The following is a 19544-nucleotide window of genomic DNA, read 5'->3' on the forward strand; positions in this document are numbered from 1 at the left end:
ACCCCGGCGTCGATCCGGTCCGCGGCGGCCGCCCGGTCCGGGCGCCCGTCCGGCTCCGCGAGCAGCGCGGCCCCCGCGCGGTCCCGCTGCCATCCGGCGGCAATACGTTCGTCGGCCGCGTCGACCTCGGAGCGCAGCAGCGTCGCGAGCCCTTCGGCGAGCGCGGACTGCAGCGCCTCCCGCCCGCAGTGCGGGTACTCCAGCCAGCGCGCCAGGGCTTCGCCGGCCAACGGCACCCCGGCCGTCACCGCGCCGTCGATCCGTTCGGCGGCCTCCGCGTACGCGTCCTCCGCGCCACGGGCCAGCCGTACCGCCGCCGCGTGCTGGACGGCCGAGGCCGAGGCCAGCGCCGGCATCCTGGCGCGCATCGAGTCCAGGACGCCGACCACGGTGCGCTGCGCCGCCTGCTGGCGGGCGGCCGGGTCCTCGGCGTTGTGCGCCAGCCACTGGCGGAGGGCGGCGACCGCGGTCTGCGGCAGCAGCCCGCCGCCGCCCGCGGATTCGGGCAGCTCCGGAACGGTGAAGCGCGGTACGTCCCCGAGCCCGGCCTTCGTCAGCAGCGCCGCGTAGTGCCGGGCGACGTCCTCGGCGATCTGGTGCGGCACCCGGTCCAGCACGGTGGCCAGCGTGACGTTGTACTCCTTGGCGGTGCGCAGCAGATGCCAGGGCAGCGCGTCGGCGTACCGCGACGCGGTGGTGACCAGGATCCAGATGTCCGCCGCGCAGATCAGCTCCGCGGCCAGCTCACGGTTGCGCGCGACCAGCGAGTCGATGTCCGGGGCGTCGAGCAGCGCGAGCCCCCTGGGCAGCGCGTCATCGATCTCCAGCCGCAGCAGTTCGCCCTCCGCGGCCCCGTCCTCGTCCTGCGTCCCGGGCCGCGCGGACCAGGCCCGTGCCAGACCCGGCAGGATCCGCGGATCGGAGAACCAGGCCCGGTCCGCGGGGTGGCACACCAGCACCGGCGTCCGCGTCGTGGGACGCAGCACCCCCGCCTCGCTGACCCGCCGCCCCACCAGCGAGTTGACCAGCGTGGACTTCCCGGCCCCCGTCGATCCACCGACCACCGCCAGCAGCGGCGCTTCGGGGGTCCGCAGCCGGGGCACCAGATAGTCGTCGAGCTGCGCGATCAGCTCCTGGCGGGTACGGCGGGCCCGCGCGGCTCCAGGAAGTGGGAACGGAAAGCGCGCGACGTCGACGCGGTCGCGCAGCGCGGACAGCGCGTCTAGCAGATCGGGCCGTACGTCCAAGATCGCCACAGTGGCAGAATGCCCCATTTTGGCGCATTTTTGAAGCGTATACCGCCCAGTTCACGCCTTTTTGGCCCGCACGCACCCGATACGGCGGTAAGCGAGCCGGACGAGACCCGGGCATAACGAGTGCACAACGGCCACCGACTGAGGCGGAAAAAGCGGTGCAGCATTCGTACCCGCCTGCGATTATCGGACCGCTTCACTGAACCTCCACAACGTGTCACGGAGGTGAAGCAACCGGTAGAAGGTCCACCGCGCCCTATCCTTGACCCCGGCCAGGTCACGGAACCACCCAGGGGCGGAGACAGCCGCGGCCACTGTCCGGCCCCCATAGCTCAGTGGATAGAGCAGGTGCCTTCTAAGCACTTGGCCGCAGGTTCGAGTCCTGCTGGGGGCACCACCGCTTCACCCGTTCCGGGGAAACCTTTCCGCAGGTCGTGCCGGTACGGCGCCCTGCTCATGCACTCGGGGGCAGCGACTCACGTGAGTCGCTGCCCCCGAGTGCGTACGGCGTCGCCGGCTCGTTCCCGGCGGGTGTACCTCATCCGTGTCGACATTTCTGGCAGGAACACGGCCGGTGTCCGTTCGGCACCCGTTCGGCCCAGTGATTGGCGAGCGGCGGGCCGAAGAGACTTTCGGGGTGGGTGACCGGTTCGCCAGCCTGGTGGGCGAGCAGGGGGCGGCTCCGGATGCAGGGCGGGGCGGGCTCGCCTAGCGTCGATGCGGGGGCTTACCTGCGATGGACGGAGTTTCCGTGGCGACTGCACGCGACATCATGCACAAGGGTGTGGAGAGCATCTCCGAACACGAGACGCTGGACGTGGCGGCCAAGCGGATGCGGGATGCGGGCATCGGCGCGCTGGCCATCACCGATTCGGACGGCGGACTGCGGGGCGTGCTCACCGACCGGGACATCGTTCTGCGGTGTGTGGCCATCGGGCACGACCCGTCGGCCATACGGGCCGCAGAGCTGATGAACGGGAAGCCCCTGACGGCCAAGGCCGACGACGACACGGACAGCGTCGTCGCCGCGATGGCCGCCAAGCGCGTCCGCCGGATCCCCGTGCTGGACGGCGACTCGCTCGTCGGCATGATCAGCGAGGCCGATGTCGCCCGCAAGCTGGGTGCGGCCAAGGCCGGAGCGCTGGCGGCGGCGATCCGCGCCGACTAGGAGCCTTCCGGGGGCCGCAGGGCTCTAGCGGGCCGTGACCGTCAGCGTCACGTGCCTGCCCGGCGGGGTCGCCGGAAGCAGGATCCGCGCCTCTCCCGCGACCTGGTGGACGAGGGCACCGCGGGCGCCGGTGACGGACACCCTGGCGCCGTGCGGGAACGCCGTGGCGGGCAGCCGCAGTTCCGTCCAGGCGCGCCGCGAGACCGCGGTGGTGGTCAGGGCGAGGGTGTACGTGTGGGTCGCGGGGTCGTAGAACTCCGCACCGGGTGTCCCGGCGATCGCCGGCGCGTAGGCGGCGAACACCGGCTCCTTGCCGGGCGCGGGTCGGCCGTCGGCGTCGTAGGCGCAGTAGCCACCGCCTTCGGCGGCGTGGCAGTCGTACCACAGGGCCCAGCCGGTGGCGAAGCCGCGCATGGACGCTGTCTGGCGGCGTATCAGCTCGGCGTTGCCGCTGCCGGTGGCCTTCGCGGGCCCCCATTCGCCCACCAGGACCGGCATCCTGTGAGCGGCCGGATAGGCGCGGATGACGGCTTCGTAAGCTTCGATGAACCCGTCGGCGGGATCCCAGTCGGCGCCGTTCTCCACGGCGGTGTCGTAGTAGTGCGGGGCGTAGCCGATGCGGTCGGAGCCGTGCCGGGGGTCGTTGAAGCCGGGCAGTTGAGTGGGGACGCCCTGGCCGATGAGGACGGTGGGCTCGACGAACAGCCAGGCGTCCTGATCGGCCGTGCGGACGGCGGCGATCAGCCGCCGGTAGAGGCCGGCGAGCCGGCCCCGTTCCATCGCGGCGGAGTTCTCGATCTGGGTGGCCGGGTCGGTGGGGTCACCGGTGAACGGGCCGAACGGCTCGTTGAACAGGTCGTAGCCCAGGAGGGACCGGTGGCCGCGCAGCGTCGCGGCGACCTTGGTGTACGCGGCGGCCTGGGCGGCCCGCAGATCCGCGTCGTCGTAGAGGTGCCGGAAGGCCGCACCGACCGCGGGCTGGAAGTAGTTGGCGAACCAGTCGTCGCCGGGCAGCGGTTCGTAAGGGATGCCGTCGGTGCGGGTGGCCCAGGCGGGGATGCCGTTGAAGCCGAAGGCCGGCCCGAAGACGTCCTGGTGCCAGTCGACGAGGACCAGGACGCCGTACCGGTCCGCCCAGTCCATGACCCGGCCGAGGTAGCGCAGATAGGCGGTGTCGTAGTGGCCGCGCCGCGGTTCGACCTTCTGCCACTGGATGTTGAGCCGGACAAGGTTGAAGCCGCTCGTGGCGAGCTCGGCGATCCCCGCCTCGGTGACCGTGTCGGTCTTGCCGAGGTTGAGGCCGTGCAACTGGAGGGCGCGGCCCTGGCGGTCGGCGAGATAGGTCCGGCCGTCGGGGGTGGTGACGGTGCCGGCCGCCACCGGTGCCGCCGCCCGGTGGGGGGCGGCGGCAACCGGGGCTGCCTGGTGGCTCCGGGCGGCCTGGGCCGGAGCGTTCTGGCCGGCCTGAGCGGCGGCGGGGAGGCTTCCGGCGCCCAGGAGGGCAGCGCTGACGGCGAGTGCGGTAGCGGTACGGCGCAGGCGCATGGCCCACCTCTCAGGCTCGGGCTCCGTACGGATGGCTGCCGATACTGTCCGGTAGCAATCACAGGGGCAAGTGTTCGAACCGGACTTCTTCCTGGACTTCTTCGCGGTCAGCCGATCGCCTCGGCGGGCCGGACCCGCAGCGCGAGCCGGGCCGGGAGTGCGGTGGCGAGCAGGGCGAGACCCGCCGCCAGGGCCACGATCAGCAGGTATCCGGCGGGGTCGAGCCGCGGGGCCGCCGCTCCCGTCATCCCGAGGCTGAACGCGGTCAGGGTGGCCAGGGCTATCGCGGTGCCGAGCACCGCCCCGACGAGCACGACCGCCAGCGCCTCCAGCCGCAGCATCCGCAGCACCTGCCGGCGGGTGGTGCCCACGAGCCGCAGCAGCGCGAACTCTCTGGACCGGTCGGCGGTGGACATCGCGAGGGTGTTGACGACCGCGATCGCGGTGAAGGCGAGCACCAGGCCCATCGCGAGGTAGTTGACCTCGGCGTTGGACTGCTGGACCTCGGCCTGGACCGCTCCCGCCTGATCGTGGTCGAGAACGGCGACACCCGGGAAGTCCTTGACCGCCGCGCCGAGCGCCGCACGGTCCGCGCGGCCGTCGGTGGCGACGAGGACGGCCGATGCCAGCGGATTGTCGACATGTCGTGCGACCAGGTCGTGGGACATCGTCAGGTCGCCGAATCCGAGACCGCGAGCGTAGACGGCGGCCACCTTGAGAGCGGCGGGAGTTCCGTCGCCGAGGGTGAGCCGTACGGTGCTGCCCGGCCGGACTCCCAGCCCGTCGGCGGCGACCTCGCTGAGCGCGATGTCACCGTCGCCGAACCCCCGGAGCGTGCCCCGGGTGACGTCGGGATCCCAGGTCGTCGTCAGTCCTGCGGGGGTCACGCCCTGCGCCGTGTACTTCGAGAGGCCGACCCGGACGCTGGTCCGTACGACCTCGGTGACCGCGGTGACGCCGGGTACCTGGCGCACCGCCGCGGCGGCTTCGCCGGGCACACCGGGCGCGGCGGCGCCGAGTACCCACTGGGCGCGGTTGCCCGCCGAGGCCTGCTGTTGAGCGGCGTGACCCATCGTCGTCTGCACGAAGATCACGGTGCAGGTCATCCCGACGAGCAGCGCGAGCGGAGTGACCGCCGCCGAGAGGCGCTTGGAGTTGGTACGGACGTTGGCGGCGGCGAGGTGGCCGCCGATGCGGGAGGCGCGGAGCGGAACGGCCAGTACCGCGGCGGCGATCCGGGCCAGCAGCGGCCCGAGCAGGGACACCGCGACGGCGAGGACCACCACGGTCAGGAAGGTGACCGGCGTGGACGCGGGTTCGGTCCGCAGACCGCTGAGCACGACGAGCAGGACGATGCCACCCGCGAGGAACAGGCCGCCGGCGAGCAGCCGCCCCCAGGGGGACGTACGGGTCTCCATGGCGGCTTCCGAGAGCGCCTCGGCAGGCCGGATCCTGGACGCCCTGCGGGCGGATATCCGGGCCGCGGACCAGCCGCCGAGCAGCGCGGCACCCACGGCCGCGAACATCGGGAAGGGGCTCCACGCGATCCGCAGCGTGTCCGGCACGGCGCCGAAACCGACGAACTCGGCGTGCAGCCAGTACGCGACCGGCAGGCCCGCGACGGAACCGAGAGCGCCCGCCGCCAGGCCTACCAGCAGCGCCTCCCTGCCGATCAGCCGGCGGATCTGCCTCGGGGTGGCGGCGATGGCGCGCAGCAGGGCTATCTCCCGGTAGCGCTGCTGGATGGTCAGAGCGAAGGTGCCGACGACCACGAGGACCGCGACGAGGAGTGAGGTGCCGCCGATCGCGCCACCCATGCTGACGAGTTTGATCCGGGCCTTGGCCGCGTCGGGGAACTCCACCGGTCCGCGGTCGGCTCCGGTGTGCACCTGGACCTTCGTGCCCTGCAGCGCGGTGGCGAGGTTCGTGGCGAGGGCGCCGGTGTCCGCGCCGGGCTCCGGCAGGACTCCTATCGCGGTGATCTGCCCGGGGTGGCCGGCCAGCCGTCCGGCCTCGGCGGTGGTGAAGAACAGCGAGGTCTGCTGCCGCAGATCACCGTCCTGGGCGGCGGCGATGCCGGTGACGCGATAGCTGCGCGGGGCCCGGGTGGACTGGACGGTGACGCTGCTGCCGGGCTTCAGGCCCATCCGCCCGGCGAGTTCGCGATCGATGACGAGATCGCCGTCCGTCTGCGGGGCGCGGCCCTCGGTGAGGGTGAAGGGCGTGAGTACGGCGGAGGCCCAGTCGTGGCCGAAGGACGGCTTTCCGCTCAGCGGGCCGCTCCGGTCCGCACCCCGGCCCACCGCATAGGCGGGGAAGGTGACTTCGGGGACGGCGGCCCGTACTCCTGGCACCTGGCGGACGGTCCGCACGGTGGTGTCCGGCAGCCAGACCCGCTCCGCGAGCGGTTTGGCCTTGTTCTTGACCTTGGTCTTGCCCTTCTTCTCCTTGACGGTGGTCTGGTGCACGTTCTGGTCGGCTCCGACGACGATCGGTGCGGCCGCGTACCGCTCGGTCGCGATCTCGCCCCGGAGACCGGTCTCCAGCAGCACCCCGCACGCGGTGACGAGCGCCGCGGCACAGAACAGGGCGAGAAAGGCTCCCGCGAAGCCGCCCTTGCGGGCCCGCAGGGTCTGCAGTGCGTAGCGCAGCATCAGGACCACGCCCCCAGGTGCGTCATGCGCTCGGCCACCCGGTCGGCGGTGGGCTCGTCGTCACGGCCCGCGATGCGGCCGTCGGCGAGGTAGAGCACGGTGTCGGCGTACGAAGCGGCGACGGGATCGTGGGTGACCATGACGACGGTCTGGCCGGTGTCGTCCACGCAGCCGCGCAGGAGGCCGAGGATCTCCTTGGCGGTGACCGTGTCCAGGGCGCCGGTCGGTTCATCGCCGAAGACCACGTCAGGGCGGGTGATCAGCGCACGGGCGATGGCCACCCTCTGCTGCTGTCCCCCGGACAGTTCCGCGGGGCGGTGGTCCGCACGGCCGGCCAGTCCGACGCGCCGCAGGATCTCCGCCAGCCTGGCCGGGTCGAGCCGTTGTTTCGCGAGTCTGAGCGGAAGCGCGATGTTCTGACGGGCGGTCAGTGCGGGGACGAGGTTGAACGCCTGGAAGACGAAGCCGACCCGGCTGCGCCGCAGTTGGGTGAGCCGGGTCTCGTTCATCCCGGTCAGCTCGGTGTCCCCGAGGTGGGACGTTCCGCTGGTGGGCGTGTCCAGCCCGGCCGCGCAGTGCAGGAAGGTCGATTTGCCGGAGCCGGACGGCCCCATCACCGCGGTGAAGGAGCCGCGCGGAATACTGGCGCTGACCTCGTCCAGGGCGCGTACCGCGCGGGGACCCCGGCCGTAGATCTTGGTGACGGCCGCCAGTCGTACGGCCGGCGCGAGCGCGATGCGGTCGGTGTCCATGGCGAACGTGTTCATGAAGGGGCCCCGTTCGTGGTGTCGTCGTACTTCGCTTCGGCCAGGTCCTCGGTCTGCTCATCGGGCAGGTTCTGGGTCTTCGCTTCGGCGGGCAGGGGATCGGTCGGCTCATCGGCGGCCGAACCTGCTGCCGACTGGACCTCCGGGGCGTCGGCCGGTGCCGGGAAGGCGAGGAATCGCGTGAGCACGTTTCGTGCGCCCTCCGGCAGTTCGTCGTCGGCGCGCTTGTACCGGTTGACCAGGGCGATGTACTCCTCGAAGAAATCGCGCAGTTCGGGGAGGGTCACCTGGATGGAGCCCCGGGAGTAGGGCTGGCTGTCCGCCCATACGCCCTCGATCTCGCGCTGGGACCGCTCGAAGAGCGCGAGGTCGGCGGCGAACGCGAGACGGTTCATCTCGTCGACGACCGGCCGCATCTCGTCGCTCTGCTCGGAGCGCTGCGGGAAGCGCAGGTCCGCCGGGGCGGCTCGCCACCAGCGCTCGCGCCCCCGTCCCGTCCCTTCGGCCTCCTCGACGAAGCCGTGCCGGTCCAGCTCCCGCAGGTGGTAGCTGGTGGCTCCGGTGTTCAGGTCCAGGGCACGGGCGAGGGTCGCCGAGGTGGCCGGCCCGTGCAGCGCCAGATGGTCGAGGATCTGCTGACGGCGTGGGTGCGCGAGCGCCTTGAGCGCCCCGAGATCGCCGATCTCCTTGATGCGTCGTTGCTTCGGCATGTGTACACAATGGTTTGTGCACACTCACTTGTGCACTGGCGGCGCCCCGCTAGTCACTACGGGGGTTAGCCTCACCCTGGTGCTGATCGTCACCTATCTGCCACGTTTGTCACTGTTACGCGGGTTCCGTGTCACAAACGATCTACAGGCCCATGCGGCTGTCAGTACATGTCGTTCACAGGACAAGGGTTACTGATCAACAGCCACCCCACTGTAGGGAGGTGCGTGACATGACCGACCGAACCCTGTGGTCGTACGCAGAGATCGCCGCACATATCCGGGTCCAGGTCGATACCGTGCGCTCGTATCGCAAGCACGGGCACCTGCCCGCTCCGGACGTCGTGGAGAGCGGCAAACCCTTCTGGTATGCCGACACCATTCGAGCTTGGAGTGCCCGGCGGCCCGGTAATCGGGGCCGCCGGGATCCCGACTGACACCCATGCCCGGGCCGCCGGGACTCTGACCGACACCCCACAACGACCGGCTCCTGACCGGCGAACAGCTACCGGACCGGCTCGGGGTCCCGCTCCTGATCACGCTGCGGGGCACGAGCCGCCTCCGGCGCCACTCCCCCGCCGCCGCCCTCGCTTATGCCGAACCGGTCATGGAACCGGCGCAGCGCGGGCGGCGCCCACCACGTGGCCTTACCGGTCAGTCGCATGACGGCCGGGACAAGCAGGGTACGGACCACCATGGCGTCCATCAGGACGGCCAGGGCGATGCCGAGGCCGAGCATCTTGGTGTTGGCCACCCGTGAGGTACCGATGGCCACCATGACGACGGCGAGGATCACTGCGGCCGCGGTGATGAGTCCGCCGGTACGCCGCACACCGAAGACGATCGCTCCCTGATGGTCACCGCTGCGGTCGTACTCCTCCTTGATACGTGACAGCAGGAAGACCCCGTAGTCCATGGACAGGCCGAAGGCCAGGCAGAACATCAGCACCGGGAGGGTGGTCTCGATGCTGCCGGTCGCCGTGAATCCCAGGAGCCCGGACAGATGTCCGTCCTGGAACACCCAGACCACCGCCCCGAACATCGCGGTCAGGCTCAGCGCGTTGAGCAGCACCGCCTGGAGCGGTATCACCACGCTGCCGGTCAACAGGAACACCAGAAGGAGAGTGACGACGGCGATCATTCCGATCGCCCAGGGCAAGCGGTCGGCGATGGCCTTCTGCGCATCGACCAGCACGGCGGCCTGGCCGGTGGCCGCGGTCCCGAACGGGGCGTCCACCGCTCGGATCTCCCCCACCAGGTCCTGGGTGGCCGCGTCCACGGCCTCGGTCCGGGGCAGCACGGTGAGGTACGCCGGGCCGCCGGAAGGAGCGGCGAACGGGCCTTCGACCGTGACGACTCCGGGCAGCGCGGCCAGCTTTCCCTTGTATCCAGCGAGCGCGTCCCGACCGGGGTTCCCCTCGGCGAGCACCGTGATTCCGCCGCCCGGATTGCCGGGGAACGCCTCGCGTATGTGCTGTTGGACGGCGTGCGACTCGGCGCCTGCCGGGAGCTGGCGATCGTCGGCCGTGCCGAACTGGATCTGCAGGAAGGGCAGTCCGAGCAGGAGCAGGCCCGCGGTGGCACCTATGGCGAAGAGCGGAGCACGCCGCATCACCAGCCGGGCGAGCGCCGCGTAGCCGGCTCCGGGCTCGCGCGGCTCCGCGGCGGGAACCCGTCGCCGCCACAGCCTGCGCAGGTCCAGGGCGTTGACCCGGTGCCCGAGCAGCACCAGGGCGGCGGGCAGCACGATCAGTGCGGCACCGGCCGCCAGCAGCACGACCGCGATACCGGCGTAGGCGAAGGAGCGCAGGAAGTACTGCGGGAAGACCAGCATCGCCGCGAGCGCGGCGGCGACCGTGAGCGCCGAGAACAGCACCGTACGGCCGGCGGTGCGCAGCGTCGCGCCCACCGCCTTCAAGGGGTCGTCCCGGTCCGCCAGTTCCTCACGGAAGCGGCGCACGATGAACAGCGCGTAGTCGATCCCCAGCCCCAGCCCGAGCACGGTGGTCAGGCTCTGGGCGAAGAGGGAGACATCGGTGAAGGACGTGATGAGGCGTAGCACCGCGTTGGTCCCCAGGATCGCGATGATGCCCACGCCGAGGGGAAGCAGGGCGGCCACCGCGCTGCCGAAGACCATCACGAGCAGCACGAGCGTGACCGGCAGCGCGATCATCTCGGCGCGCAGCAGGTCCTCCTCGATGGTGCTCTGCAGCTCGTGCCGGACCGCGGCCAATCCGCCGATCCGCACGTCCACCACCCCCTGAGCGCCCCGGCAGGCGGGCGCTATGCGCTCGACGGCGGCGCCCACCGCATCGTCGCCGCCCACGATCCGGGCCGCGATCATGGCTTCGCCGCGGTCCTTCGCCCGCAACTCGGGTGCTCCGGTGGCCCAGTACGACGTGACGCCGGCGATCGACGGGTCGGCGGCGAGCCTGCGGGCCAGGTCACGTCCGGCGGCGGCCACCTGCGGGCTGTCGACGCCCGCTCCGCGACTGTCCACCAGCAGGACGAGATTGGGCTGCGAGGCGGGGAAGTGCTCCTCCAGGGCCTTGGTGGCATAGGACGACTCCGAGTCCGGGGCCTCCCACCCGCCGCCGCTCAGCCGGTCCGCCACACCGCTGCCGGCGACCACGGCGAGGGCGGTGAAGAGCAGCGCGAGCAGCAGCGTGAGCCTGGGCCGGGCGGTGACCGCCCGGGTCCAGCCCCCGACGGCGTGCTCGCGGTTGACATCGGGCATCACTGAGGTGTCCCCTCCCCGTAGAACGAGCATAGAATGAAAAACACGAGTAGCCACTCGCGTTTTCAAGAATGCGAGCGACCACTCGTATTTGTCAATCATGATTGGGGCCTACACGTGTCCGAGGTGGAGGAGAAGCCGCGCCGTCGCCAGGCGCGCGGAGAGCGCAGGGTGACGCAGCTGCTGGAAGCGGCCGCGAGCGTGTTCTGCACGTCCGGCTACCGGGCGGCGAGCACGAACGCCATCGCCCGCGAAGCCGGCGTCTCCCCGGGCACGCTCTACCAGTTCTTCCCCAACAAGGAAGCCATCGCGGTCGAACTCGGCGGCCGGCTCATCCAGCAGATGCAGCAGGCCCACGGCCTGGTCTTCACTCCGGAGAACGCCGCACTCCCGCTCTCCGAGATGATCGACCGGATCGTCGATCCGTTCATCGACTTCAACTGCGCCAATCCGGCCTTCCTCGCCCTGATCAAGGGCCCCGACACGCCGGGCAAGGTCACCGACGAGCACGATCAGCTGCACGCCTCGCTACTGGAACGCGTCGACCGGCTGATCGAGCTGCGCGCCCCGTTGCTCTCGGCCGCGGACCGCGCCCGCATCGCCGAGATCGCGTTCGCCATGTTCAAGACGGGCCTGGAGCTCGTCCTCGCCCAGGAGGGCGCGGAACAGGCCGCGTACATCAAGGAGTTGAAGGGCCTGCTGTACCGCTATCTGGCCCCGTACGTCGGCACCGAGTCCCGCCCCCCGCTCGGCCACCACTGAGCCGCAACGGGTACGGCCGCCCGCACGGTTAGAGGCCCCGCCCGGCGGACTCGCAGAAGTCCTTGTCCAGGACGCTCTCGGGCCTGACAGCCGAAGCCGGAACGAGCGCCGGGGCCGGGGCCGGGAAACCGGCCGGAAGTGCCGTGGGAACTGCCATCGGAACCTGGCGGCGTTCCCGGGTCCTGGACGCCCATTGGGCCAGTACTCCCACGGCCGCCACCAGCAGGGAGACGCCGAGGCCGAGGCCGACGGCGTACAGGGAGTTGGAGGCCGCGCGGCCGCTGAAGTAGCCGACGCCGACGGAGTACGTGGCCCACACCGCCTCGGCCACCCCCGCTCCGGCCAGGTAACGGCGTGCCGGATAGCGGACCACGCCCGCGGCGAGACCGCCGATCAGGCGTCCGCTCGGCAGGAAACGCACCGCGATGACGAAGGGCACCCCATGCCGCTGTATGCGCAGCGCGGCCCATCGCAACAGGGCTGCTTGCCGCGGCCTGCGGTGGATACGGGATACGACGCGGCCGCTCACGGCCCGTCCGGTGCGGTGGATCAGCATGTCCCCGGCCAGCGCGCTCAGCGCGACGACCATGAGCACGAGGGTGAGGTCCAGCCGGCCCTGGGCGGCCAGTACTCCGCCGGTGACGAGCAGCACCGCATTGGGCACGAGCGGCGGCAGCGTGGTCGCGGCCAGCAGCGCGTACGCCCACACAACGTTTCCACCCCGCAGGTGCTCGACGAGACCCGCGGTGAAGTCGAGTGACGACACGAAGTGTCCAACGTCCATGTGGCTGCCCCTCTTCCCTCCCGTATCCCCAAGCTGGCAGGGGCGACCGGAGCGCTGCAAGAGAGTTTCGTCCTGATAGGGGGATTCCCAGGGGATTGCCAGGAACAGGTCATCCTCAGGGACCGGTCCGGCTCCACCTGTGGTCGCAGACCCGGGGAGCAGGGGGCCCGGGGTACCGCAGGGCACCGTGCGGGCCTTGCCCACCGGCCATGCGCCCGCTACCGGCCGAGCAGCTCGCCACCGTTGCACTGCAGGATCTCGCCCGTGATGAAGCCCGCTTCGGGCGAGGCCAGGAACACCACGGCGGCCGCCACATCGGCGGCCCTGCCCACCCGGCCGACGAGGGTACGGCCGGCCCGGCGCGTCAGCTCCGCGTCATCGAGCCGGGCGCCGAAGAACTCGGTGCCGGCGACGGTGCCCGGGGCGACGATGTTGCAGGTGACGCCCTGCGGGCCCAGCTGGGCCGCCAGCGAGTGGTTCCAGGCGTGCAGGGCGGCCTTGGACGCGCCGTACGAGCCGCCGCCGCGCAACGCCGCGACCGAGGTCACGGTGATCACCCGGCCGCCGTCCGTGGTGAGCCGGTCGCGCAGCGATTCGGTCAGCAGCACCGCGGTGAGCACATTGCGCTCGAAGTCTCCGCGCCATCGGGCCCGCACCCCGTGCGGCCCCGGCCCGGTCGCCGGCTCCCGGCTGCCGGCGTTGTTCACCAGCACGTCGACCCGGTCCGGAAGCCGGGTGAGCGCCGTCTCGACCTCGTCGGGGTCGGCGAGGTCGCAGTCGACAGGGGTGACGTCGAGACCGTGTTCGCCGCGCAGCTCCTCGGCGGTGGCCCTGAGCACGTCCCGGCGGCGGCCGACGATCGTGACCCGGTCCCCCGACCCGGCGAGCCGGGTCGCGATGGCCCGGCCGATGCCCGTACCGCCACCGGTCACGACGATGTTCCGGCCCACTGCCTCGTTCTGTGCCATGCGCTCCGCCCCTCGAGAAGTGACAGCACGCTACGGGATGGACCGTTTCGGTCTGCGAGTGGGGCGGGCGTCCGTAAAGAGACGTAGATCACACCGAATGGAACGTAACCATTACCGCCACTCGTGGGTCTATGGAGGGGAACACCACGCTCCCGGGGAGCGTGGTGGGATGAAAGAGCGGGTCGTCTTGGGGGACGGCCCAATCGCGTCGCCGGGGCGAAAGTGCCCGGAGAGCTTGAGCGGCCCTCTCGGACTTTCTCGTCCCGGCATAGCGCGTCACCCAGCACCCGGTACGGACCCGTGGGGGGATCCGATCCGGGGGACGGGAGCGCCCCGCGCCGGACCCGTGGGGGGATCTAGCGCGGGGCGCTTCTTCATGCTCCGCGGGTTGTGCGCCGCGGCGTCGGCGGCGGCGTGCACCGCCGCCTGCCGCGCGGTCGGCGGCCTTCGGTCAGCGGGACTCGACCGGAAGGTAGTCCCGCAGCTCGATGCCCGTGTAGATCTGGCGCGGGCGGCCGATACGGGATCCGGGCTCCTTGATCATCTCGTGCCACTGCGCGATCCAGCCGGGAAGCCGGCCGAGCGCGAAGAGCACCGTGAACATGGTGGTCGGGAAGCCCATGGCCCGGTAGATCAGGCCCGTGTAGAAGTCCACGTTCGGGTAGAGCTTGCGCGAGACGAAGTAGTCGTCGCTGAGCGCGTGCTCCTCGAGCTTGAGCGCGATGTCCAGCAGCTCGTCGGACTTGCCGAGAGCGGAGAGGACGTCGTGCGCCGCGGCCTTGATGATCTTCGCCCGGGGGTCGAAGTTCTTGTAGACGCGGTGCCCGAAGCCCATGAGCTTCACGCCGTCTTCCTTGTTCTTCACCTTGCGGATGAAGGCGTCGACGTCGCCGCCGTCGTTCTTGATGCCCTCGAGCATCTCCAGCACCGACTGGTTGGCGCCGCCGTGCAGCGGGCCCCACAGGGCGCTGATGCCGGCCGAGATCGAGGCGAACTGGTTCGCCTGCGAGGAGCCGACCAGCCGGACCGTCGAGGTCGAACAGTTCTGCTCGTGGTCCGCGTGCAGGATCAGGAGCTTGTCGAGCGCACCCACCACGACCGGGTTGAGCTCGTACTCCTCGGCCGGAACCGAGAAGGTCATGCGCAGGAAGTTCTCGACGTAGCCGAGATCGTTGCGCGGGTAGACGACCGGCTGGCCGACCGACTTCTTGAACGCGTAGGCCGCGATGGTCGGCAGCTTGGCGAGCAGCCGGATCGTGGACAGGTGGCGCTGCTCCGGGTCGAACGGGTTGTGGCTGTCCTGGTAGAACGTCGACAGCGCGCTGACCACGGACGACAGCATCGCCATCGGGTGGGCGTCGCGCGGGAAGCCGTCGTAGAACCGTTTGACGTCCTCGTGCAGCAGCGTGTGCTGAGTAATTTCACCCTTGAAGGTGGAAAGTTCATCGACGGTCGGGAGCTCACCGTTGATCAACAGATACGCGGTCTCGATAAAGCTGCCACGTTCGGCGAGCTGTTCGATGGGGTAACCGCGGTAGCGAAGGATGCCCTCTTCACCGTCAAGGAAAGTGATCGCGGACTTGTAGGCCGCGGTGTTGCCGTATCCGCTGTCCAGGGTGACCAGACCGGTGTCGGCGCGCAGCTTGCCGATGTCGAAGCCCTTGTCGCCGACAGTGCTGTCGACCACCGGGTAGCTGTGCTCGCTGTCCCCGTACCGCAGTACTACAGAGTTGTCGCTCACGTCATTCCCTCACCGACGGTTTTGCCTCTTCTTCGAGGTGCCCTGACTAGGTCCACTGTCCCCCATTTGGCACTGGCGCGTGCACTCGGGGTCGGCCATAGGGCCGAAACATGGCACGGAGTGCCTATTTCGCGCCCTGAGCGAGCCGGTGATCGAGGGCGGTGAAGCGCCGACCGGCCGAGACGGTGCGTACCGCCTGGGCTATCGCCCTGCGCGACCCGACCAGAACCACCAGGCGTTTCGCCCTGGTAACAGCCGTATACAACAGATTCCGCTGCAACATCATCCATGCCCCCGTGGTGACCGGGATCACCACGGCCGGGTACTCGCTGCCCTGGGAGCGGTGGATCGTCACGGCGTACGCGTGGGCCAGCTCGTCCAGCTCGTCGAAGTCGTACGGAATCTCTTCGTCCTCATCCGTGAGCACGGTGAGCTTCTGTTCGACGGTGTCGAGCGCGGTGACCACCCCGACCGTGCCGTTGAAGACGCCGCTCTCCCCCTTCTCGTAGTTGTTGCGGATCTGGGTGACCTTGTCGCCGACACGGAACGTGCGGCCGCCGAACCTGCGCTCCGGGAGATCCGGCCGGGCCGGGGTGATGGCCTGCTGAAGGAGGCCGTTCAGCGCGCCGGCGCCTGCCGGGCCCCGGTGCATGGGCGCGAGCACCTGGATGTCGCGGCGCGGGTCGAGGCCGAACTTGGCAGGGATCCGCCGGGCCGCCACCTCCACCGTCAGCCGACCCGCCTCCTCGGTGTCCTCCTCGGGGAAGAGGAAGAAGTCGGGGAGCCCCTGGGTGATCGGCGGGACTCCCGAATTGATCCGGTGGGCGTTGGTCACCACGCCCGACTGCTGGGCCTGGCGGAAGATCCGGGTGAGCCGCACCGCCGGGACCGGGCTGCCCGGGGCCAGCAGATCCCGCAGCACCTCGCCCGCGCCGACGCTCGGCAGCTGGTCCACATCCCCGACGAACAACAGGTGCGCGCCCGGCGGCACCGCCTTGGCCAGCTTGTTCGCGAGCAGCAAGTCCAGCATCGAGGCCTCGTCCACGACCACCAGGTCCGCGTCCAGCGGCCGGTCCTTGTCGTAGGCCGCGTCCCCGCCCGGCTTGAGCTCCAGCAGCCGGTGCACGGTCGACGCCTCCATGCCGGTCAGCTCGGCCAGCCGTTTGGCGGCGCGGCCGGTCGGCGCGGCCAGCACCACCTTGGCCTTCTTCGCCTGCGCCAGAGTCACCACCGAACGCACCGTGAACGACTTGCCGCAGCCGGGGCCACCGGTGAGCACCGCGACCCTTTCGGTCAGCGCCAACCGCACCGCCTGCTGCTGCTCGGGCGCCAGATCCGCTCCGGTGCGGCCGGCCAGCCAGGACAGGGCTTTGTCCCACTGGACGTCCTGGAACAGCGGCAGCCGGTCCTCCGGCCCGCGCAGCAGTCTGAGCAGTTGGCCGGCCAGCGAGATCTCCGCCCGGTGGAACGGCACCAGGTACACGGCCCGCACCGGATCGCCGCCCTCCGGATCCGGTACCGACTCCCGGACCACGCCCTCCTCGCCCACCAGCTCCGCGAGGCAGTCGATCACCAGTCCGGCGTCCACCTGCAGCAGCTTGACGGAGTCGGAGAGCAGCTGTTCCTCGGGCAGGAAGCAGTTCCCGCTGTCGGTGGCCTGCGACAGCGCGTACTGGAGCCCCGCCTTGACCCGCTCCGGGCTGTCGTGGGGTATCCCCACCGCCTGGGCGATCCGGTCGGCGGTCAGGAATCCGATGCCCCACACATCGGCGGCCAGCCGGTAGGGCTGGTTCTTCACCACGGAGATCGACGCGTCGCCGTAGTTCTTGTAGATGCGCACCGCGATGGACGTGGACACCCCCACTCCCTGGAGGAAGACCATCACCTCCTTGATCGCTTTCTGCTCCTCCCAGGCGACGGCGATCATCCTGGTCCGCTTCGGCCCGAGCCCCGGCACTTCGATCAGCCGTTTCGGCGCCCCTTCGATGACATCCAGGGTGTCGGTGCCGAAGTGCTCCACGATCCGGTCGGCGATCTTGGGCCCGATCCCCTTGATCAGCCCCGAACCGAGGTATCGGCGGATGCCCTGGATCGTCGCGGGCAGGACGGTGGTGTAGTTCTCCACGGTGAACTGCTTGCCGTACTGCGGATGGGAGCCCCAACGGCCCTCCATGCGCAGCGATTCGCCCGGCTGCGCGCCCAACAGGGCGCCGACCACGGTCAGCAGATCGCCGGCGCCGCGGCCCGTGTCGACCCGCGCGACCGTGTAGCCGTTGTCCTCGTTGGCGTAGGTGATCCGCTCCAGGACGGCTTCGAGCACGGCGAGTCGCGCGTCCCCCATGGCCCTGCCTCCCGTCCCCCAGCGGCCTCCGCGACGGTCCAGCGGCTGCCCGACTGCTGCTCGTCGGCGATCTGGTCCGAAGGTACCGCCTGCCCCCGACACTCCGGGTACGCCTGTGGACAACCGCGGCGCACCGCCGCGTACGCCGCTGGGCTGACCCCGCCACGGCACTTCTCGTCTTTTCGGCCGATGGGCTCATGGCCGTTCTCCCGAGGCCCCGAACAAAGGTGAAGAAGGGCGCGGACATCGCCGTCCGCGACCCCGCCGGGAAGAACGTGCACTACACGGTGACCGGCACCCAGACGGTGAACAAGAACACCGTCCCGACCGAAAAGGTCTACGGCCCGGACCCCGACCCCGTACTGCGGCCGGTGACCTGTGACGGCGCCCTGGACGCCGCAGTGCACCCCGTGGACAACCTCATCGTCTACGCGTCCCTGCGATAGGCCCGCGCAGCGCCCGGACCTGGCCTGACGCGTTCGGCCGACCACCACGGGCCCCGGACCGCCTTCGCGCGTAGCGTCCGGAGTATGAGCGACCAACCGCTGCAGAACGAAGTGCTGTCCGAGCTCGGCGACGACCAGATCCAGGAGATCGCCGGAGTGCTGGGCACCGATCCGGAATCGGCCCGGAAGCTCGTGGGGACCTCGGTCACCTCGCTGACCGGCGTCCTCACCGACGACGCGGTCACCCCGGGCGGCACCGCGGAACTCAGCCAGGCGCTGGAGCAGGCCGCCACGGAACCCGAGCCGCCGGCCGGGGCCGTCGGCTTCGCCGGACTCGGCGGACCGGCTTCGGTGGCGGGCGGCGGCATGCTGGTCGCCGTACTCCGCAAGGTGACGGCGCCGACCGCCCGAGCGGTAGCGAAGAAGACGGGTCTGCCGGTCACAGCCGTCGCCGGAGCGCTCGAACTCGTCATCCCCGTGGTGGCGACCGTGCTCGCCAAGCGGGCCCGCTCCAAGAGATGAGCCCTGGGGGCACCTGGGGGCGGCGACCCGTCCCGGGACAGACGAAAGGGGTCCGGCGTGAGCCGGACCCCTTTGCGTTTCCCCCCAGTACCCCCGAAGCCCCCCTCGGGCGCATATCACTACCTCAGTTCCCCGAACCCCTCCCGGGAACCTTGATGCCTATAAGACCGACCACCCCCCAGAAGGGTTGTACGCCGGACAGAAATAATTTGAAGATTCTTCAGAGGACGTGTTCGCGGTACCGGCGGGCGATCTCCGCGACCACTTCGGCGCCGTCCCGCGCCCACAGGGCGGGGTTGAAGATCTCCACCTCCACGGCGCCGGAATACCCGGCCGCATCGACCTGCTCACGGAATCCGCGCAGGTCAACGCAGCCGTCACCGAGCTGGCCCCGCCCCAGCAGCACGCCCTCGGGCAGCGGGGTGACCCAGTCCGCGAGCTGGAAGGCCGCGATCCGGCCGCCCGCGCCGGCGCGGGCGATCTGCGCCGGCACCCGGTCGTCCCACCACAGGTGGTAGGTGTCCACGACGACCCCGACCCGCTCGGCGGGAAAGCGCTCGGCGATGTCCAGTGCCTGGCCGAGCGTGGAGACGACGCAGCGGTCCGACGCGTACATCGGGTGCAGCGGCTCGATCGCCAGGCGCACCGACCGTTCGGCGGCGTACGGAGCCAGCTCGGCCAGCGCGTCGGCGACCCGCTCCCGTGCGGCCCCGATATCGCGCTCTCCTGATGGCAGTCCGCCCGAAACCAGCACCAAGGTGCCGGTTTCCAGGACGGCCGCCTCGTCGATCGCGGCCCGGTTGTCGTCCATCGCCGCGCGCCGGGCGGCCGGATCGCTCGCGGTGAAGAAGCCGCCGCGGCACAAGGACGTCACCTGGAGGCCGGTTTCCCGCATCAGACGGGCGGCCCGCTCGACGCCGTACTCCTGCACCGGCGCACGCCAGAGGCCCACACCAGGCACTCCGAGCCCGGCGCAACCCGCCGCCAGCTCGGGCAGCGACCACTGCTTGACGGTCTCCTGGTTGATACTCAGCCGCGCCAGATCGCCGGCCGTCGCGCGGACAGAGCTCATGGGGCCGGCAGCGGGCACGGGGCCGGCGGTCGTACGGTCGGGGCGTCCGCTGTCGGGGCGTCCGCTGTCGGGGCTCC

General features: G+C 70.7%; 16 protein-coding genes and 1 tRNA gene. 6 read left to right on the top strand and 11 right to left on the bottom strand.

Features of this window, described 5'->3' with window-relative positions:
• Positions 1–1256 (bottom strand): dynamin family protein (locus O3W51_RS38095; RefSeq protein ID WP_269288578.1); only part of this gene is annotated, 1256 nt, incomplete at its 3' end.
• A 318-nt stretch (positions 1257–1574) separates the two neighbouring features.
• Here O3W51_RS38095 and O3W51_RS38100 point away from each other — a divergent pair.
• A tRNA-Arg gene (locus O3W51_RS38100) sits at positions 1575–1650 on the top strand.
• 354 nt (positions 1651–2004) lie between these two features.
• Positions 2005–2421 (top strand): CBS domain-containing protein, encoded by a 417-nt coding sequence (locus O3W51_RS38105; RefSeq protein ID WP_138355085.1) that lies wholly within the window; start codon positions 2005–2007, stop codon positions 2419–2421.
• 24 nt (positions 2422–2445) lie between these two features.
• Here O3W51_RS38105 and O3W51_RS38110 read toward each other — a convergent pair whose 3' ends face one another.
• The 4 genes from O3W51_RS38110 to O3W51_RS38125 form a co-directional block, all read right to left on the bottom strand.
• On the bottom strand, positions 2446–3966 hold the full coding sequence (locus tag O3W51_RS38110) for a cellulase family glycosylhydrolase (RefSeq protein ID WP_198357347.1): 1521 nt from the start codon (positions 3964–3966) through the stop codon (positions 2446–2448).
• Between the two features lie 107 nt (positions 3967–4073).
• Positions 4074–6620: an ABC transporter permease gene (locus O3W51_RS38115; protein ID WP_198357346.1), complete on the bottom strand. Its 2547-nt coding sequence runs from the start codon at positions 6618–6620 to the stop codon at positions 4074–4076.
• The gene (locus O3W51_RS38120; RefSeq protein ID WP_138355082.1) at positions 6620–7387 is read right to left on the bottom strand and encodes an ABC transporter ATP-binding protein; all 768 of its coding nucleotides are present in this window, start codon (positions 7385–7387) and stop codon (positions 6620–6622) included. Before O3W51_RS38120 ends, O3W51_RS38115 begins: the two co-directional genes overlap by 1 nt.
• The gene (locus O3W51_RS38125; RefSeq protein ID WP_138355081.1) at positions 7384–8097 is read right to left on the bottom strand and encodes an ArsR/SmtB family transcription factor; all 714 of its coding nucleotides are present in this window, start codon (positions 8095–8097) and stop codon (positions 7384–7386) included. Before O3W51_RS38125 ends, O3W51_RS38120 begins: the two co-directional genes overlap by 4 nt.
• Positions 8098–8327: 230 nt before the next feature.
• Here O3W51_RS38125 and O3W51_RS38130 point away from each other — a divergent pair, with 230 nt between their 5' ends.
• A complete protein-coding gene (locus tag O3W51_RS38130) occupies positions 8328–8531 on the top strand; it encodes a helix-turn-helix transcriptional regulator (protein ID WP_138355080.1) in 204 nt (67 codons plus the stop codon).
• 68 nt (positions 8532–8599) lie between these two features.
• Here O3W51_RS38130 and O3W51_RS38135 read toward each other — a convergent pair whose 3' ends face one another.
• Entirely contained in the window at positions 8600–10831 is a 2232-nt protein-coding gene (locus O3W51_RS38135; protein ID WP_138355079.1) for an MMPL family transporter, read from the bottom strand.
• A 117-nt stretch (positions 10832–10948) separates the two neighbouring features.
• On the opposite strand from O3W51_RS38135, the gene O3W51_RS38140 reads away from it, so the two are divergent.
• The gene (locus O3W51_RS38140; RefSeq protein WP_269288581.1) at positions 10949–11593 is read left to right on the top strand and encodes a TetR/AcrR family transcriptional regulator; all 645 of its coding nucleotides are present in this window, start codon (positions 10949–10951) and stop codon (positions 11591–11593) included.
• Positions 11594–11621: 28 nt separating this feature from the next.
• On the opposite strand, the gene O3W51_RS38145 is transcribed toward O3W51_RS38140, so the two are convergent.
• The 4 genes from O3W51_RS38145 to recD2 form a co-directional block, all read right to left on the bottom strand.
• Entirely contained in the window at positions 11622–12377 is a 756-nt protein-coding gene (locus O3W51_RS38145) for a DedA family protein (protein WP_198357345.1), read from the bottom strand.
• A 218-nt stretch (positions 12378–12595) separates the two neighbouring features.
• Positions 12596–13345 carry an SDR family NAD(P)-dependent oxidoreductase gene (locus O3W51_RS38150; RefSeq protein WP_138355076.1) on the bottom strand — a complete coding sequence of 250 codons (750 nt, stop codon included), beginning with the start codon at positions 13343–13345 and terminating at the stop codon, positions 12596–12598.
• 451 nt (positions 13346–13796) lie between these two features.
• Positions 13797–15086: a citrate synthase gene (locus O3W51_RS38155; protein ID WP_138355075.1), complete on the bottom strand. Its 1290-nt coding sequence runs from the start codon at positions 15084–15086 to the stop codon at positions 13797–13799.
• A 124-nt stretch (positions 15087–15210) separates the two neighbouring features.
• Positions 15211–17427, bottom strand: coding sequence for an SF1B family DNA helicase RecD2 (gene recD2 / locus O3W51_RS38160; RefSeq protein ID WP_138355074.1), 2217 nt, complete (start codon positions 17425–17427; stop codon positions 15211–15213).
• Between the two features lie 197 nt (positions 17428–17624).
• Here recD2 and O3W51_RS38165 point away from each other — a divergent pair, with 197 nt between their 5' ends.
• A complete protein-coding gene (locus tag O3W51_RS38165; RefSeq protein WP_138355073.1) occupies positions 17625–17873 on the top strand; it encodes a class F sortase in 249 nt (82 codons plus the stop codon).
• An 84-nt stretch (positions 17874–17957) separates the two neighbouring features.
• Entirely contained in the window at positions 17958–18395 is a 438-nt protein-coding gene (locus O3W51_RS38170) for a DUF937 domain-containing protein (RefSeq protein ID WP_138355072.1), read from the top strand.
• Positions 18396–18615: 220 nt separating this feature from the next.
• On the opposite strand, the gene O3W51_RS38175 is transcribed toward O3W51_RS38170, so the two are convergent.
• Entirely contained in the window at positions 18616–19467 is an 852-nt protein-coding gene (locus tag O3W51_RS38175) for a sugar phosphate isomerase/epimerase family protein (protein WP_138355119.1), read from the bottom strand.
• Positions 19468–19544: the final 77 nt, after the last annotated feature.

Origin of the sequence: Streptomyces sp. H39-C1, assembly GCF_027158125.1 — a bacterium.
GTDB lineage: Bacteria > Actinomycetota > Actinomycetes > Streptomycetales > Streptomycetaceae > Actinacidiphila > Actinacidiphila fildesensis.

Coding starts and splice junctions, on each gene's coding strand:
- O3W51_RS38145 (WP_198357345.1), bottom strand. CDS start 12,377: ATGGACGTTGGACACTTCGTGTCGTCACTCGACTTCACCGCGGGTCTC.
- O3W51_RS38175 (WP_138355119.1), bottom strand. CDS start 19,467: ATGAGCTCTGTCCGCGCGACGGCCGGCGATCTGGCGCGGCTGAGTATC.
- recD2 (WP_138355074.1), bottom strand. CDS start 17,427: ATGGGGGACGCGCGACTCGCCGTGCTCGAAGCCGTCCTGGAGCGGATC.
- O3W51_RS38120 (WP_138355082.1), bottom strand. CDS start 7,387: ATGAACACGTTCGCCATGGACACCGACCGCATCGCGCTCGCGCCGGCC.
- O3W51_RS38135 (WP_138355079.1), bottom strand. CDS start 10,831: ATGCCCGATGTCAACCGCGAGCACGCCGTCGGGGGCTGGACCCGGGCG.
- O3W51_RS38115 (WP_198357346.1), bottom strand. CDS start 6,620: ATGCTGCGCTACGCACTGCAGACCCTGCGGGCCCGCAAGGGCGGCTTC.
- O3W51_RS38130 (WP_138355080.1), top strand. CDS start 8,328: ATGACCGACCGAACCCTGTGGTCGTACGCAGAGATCGCCGCACATATC.
- O3W51_RS38125 (WP_138355081.1), bottom strand. CDS start 8,097: ATGCCGAAGCAACGACGCATCAAGGAGATCGGCGATCTCGGGGCGCTC.
- O3W51_RS38110 (WP_198357347.1), bottom strand. CDS start 3,966: ATGCGCCTGCGCCGTACCGCTACCGCACTCGCCGTCAGCGCTGCCCTC.
- O3W51_RS38165 (WP_138355073.1), top strand. CDS start 17,625: ATGGCCGTTCTCCCGAGGCCCCGAACAAAGGTGAAGAAGGGCGCGGAC.
- O3W51_RS38170 (WP_138355072.1), top strand. CDS start 17,958: ATGAGCGACCAACCGCTGCAGAACGAAGTGCTGTCCGAGCTCGGCGAC.
- O3W51_RS38150 (WP_138355076.1), bottom strand. CDS start 13,345: ATGGCACAGAACGAGGCAGTGGGCCGGAACATCGTCGTGACCGGTGGC.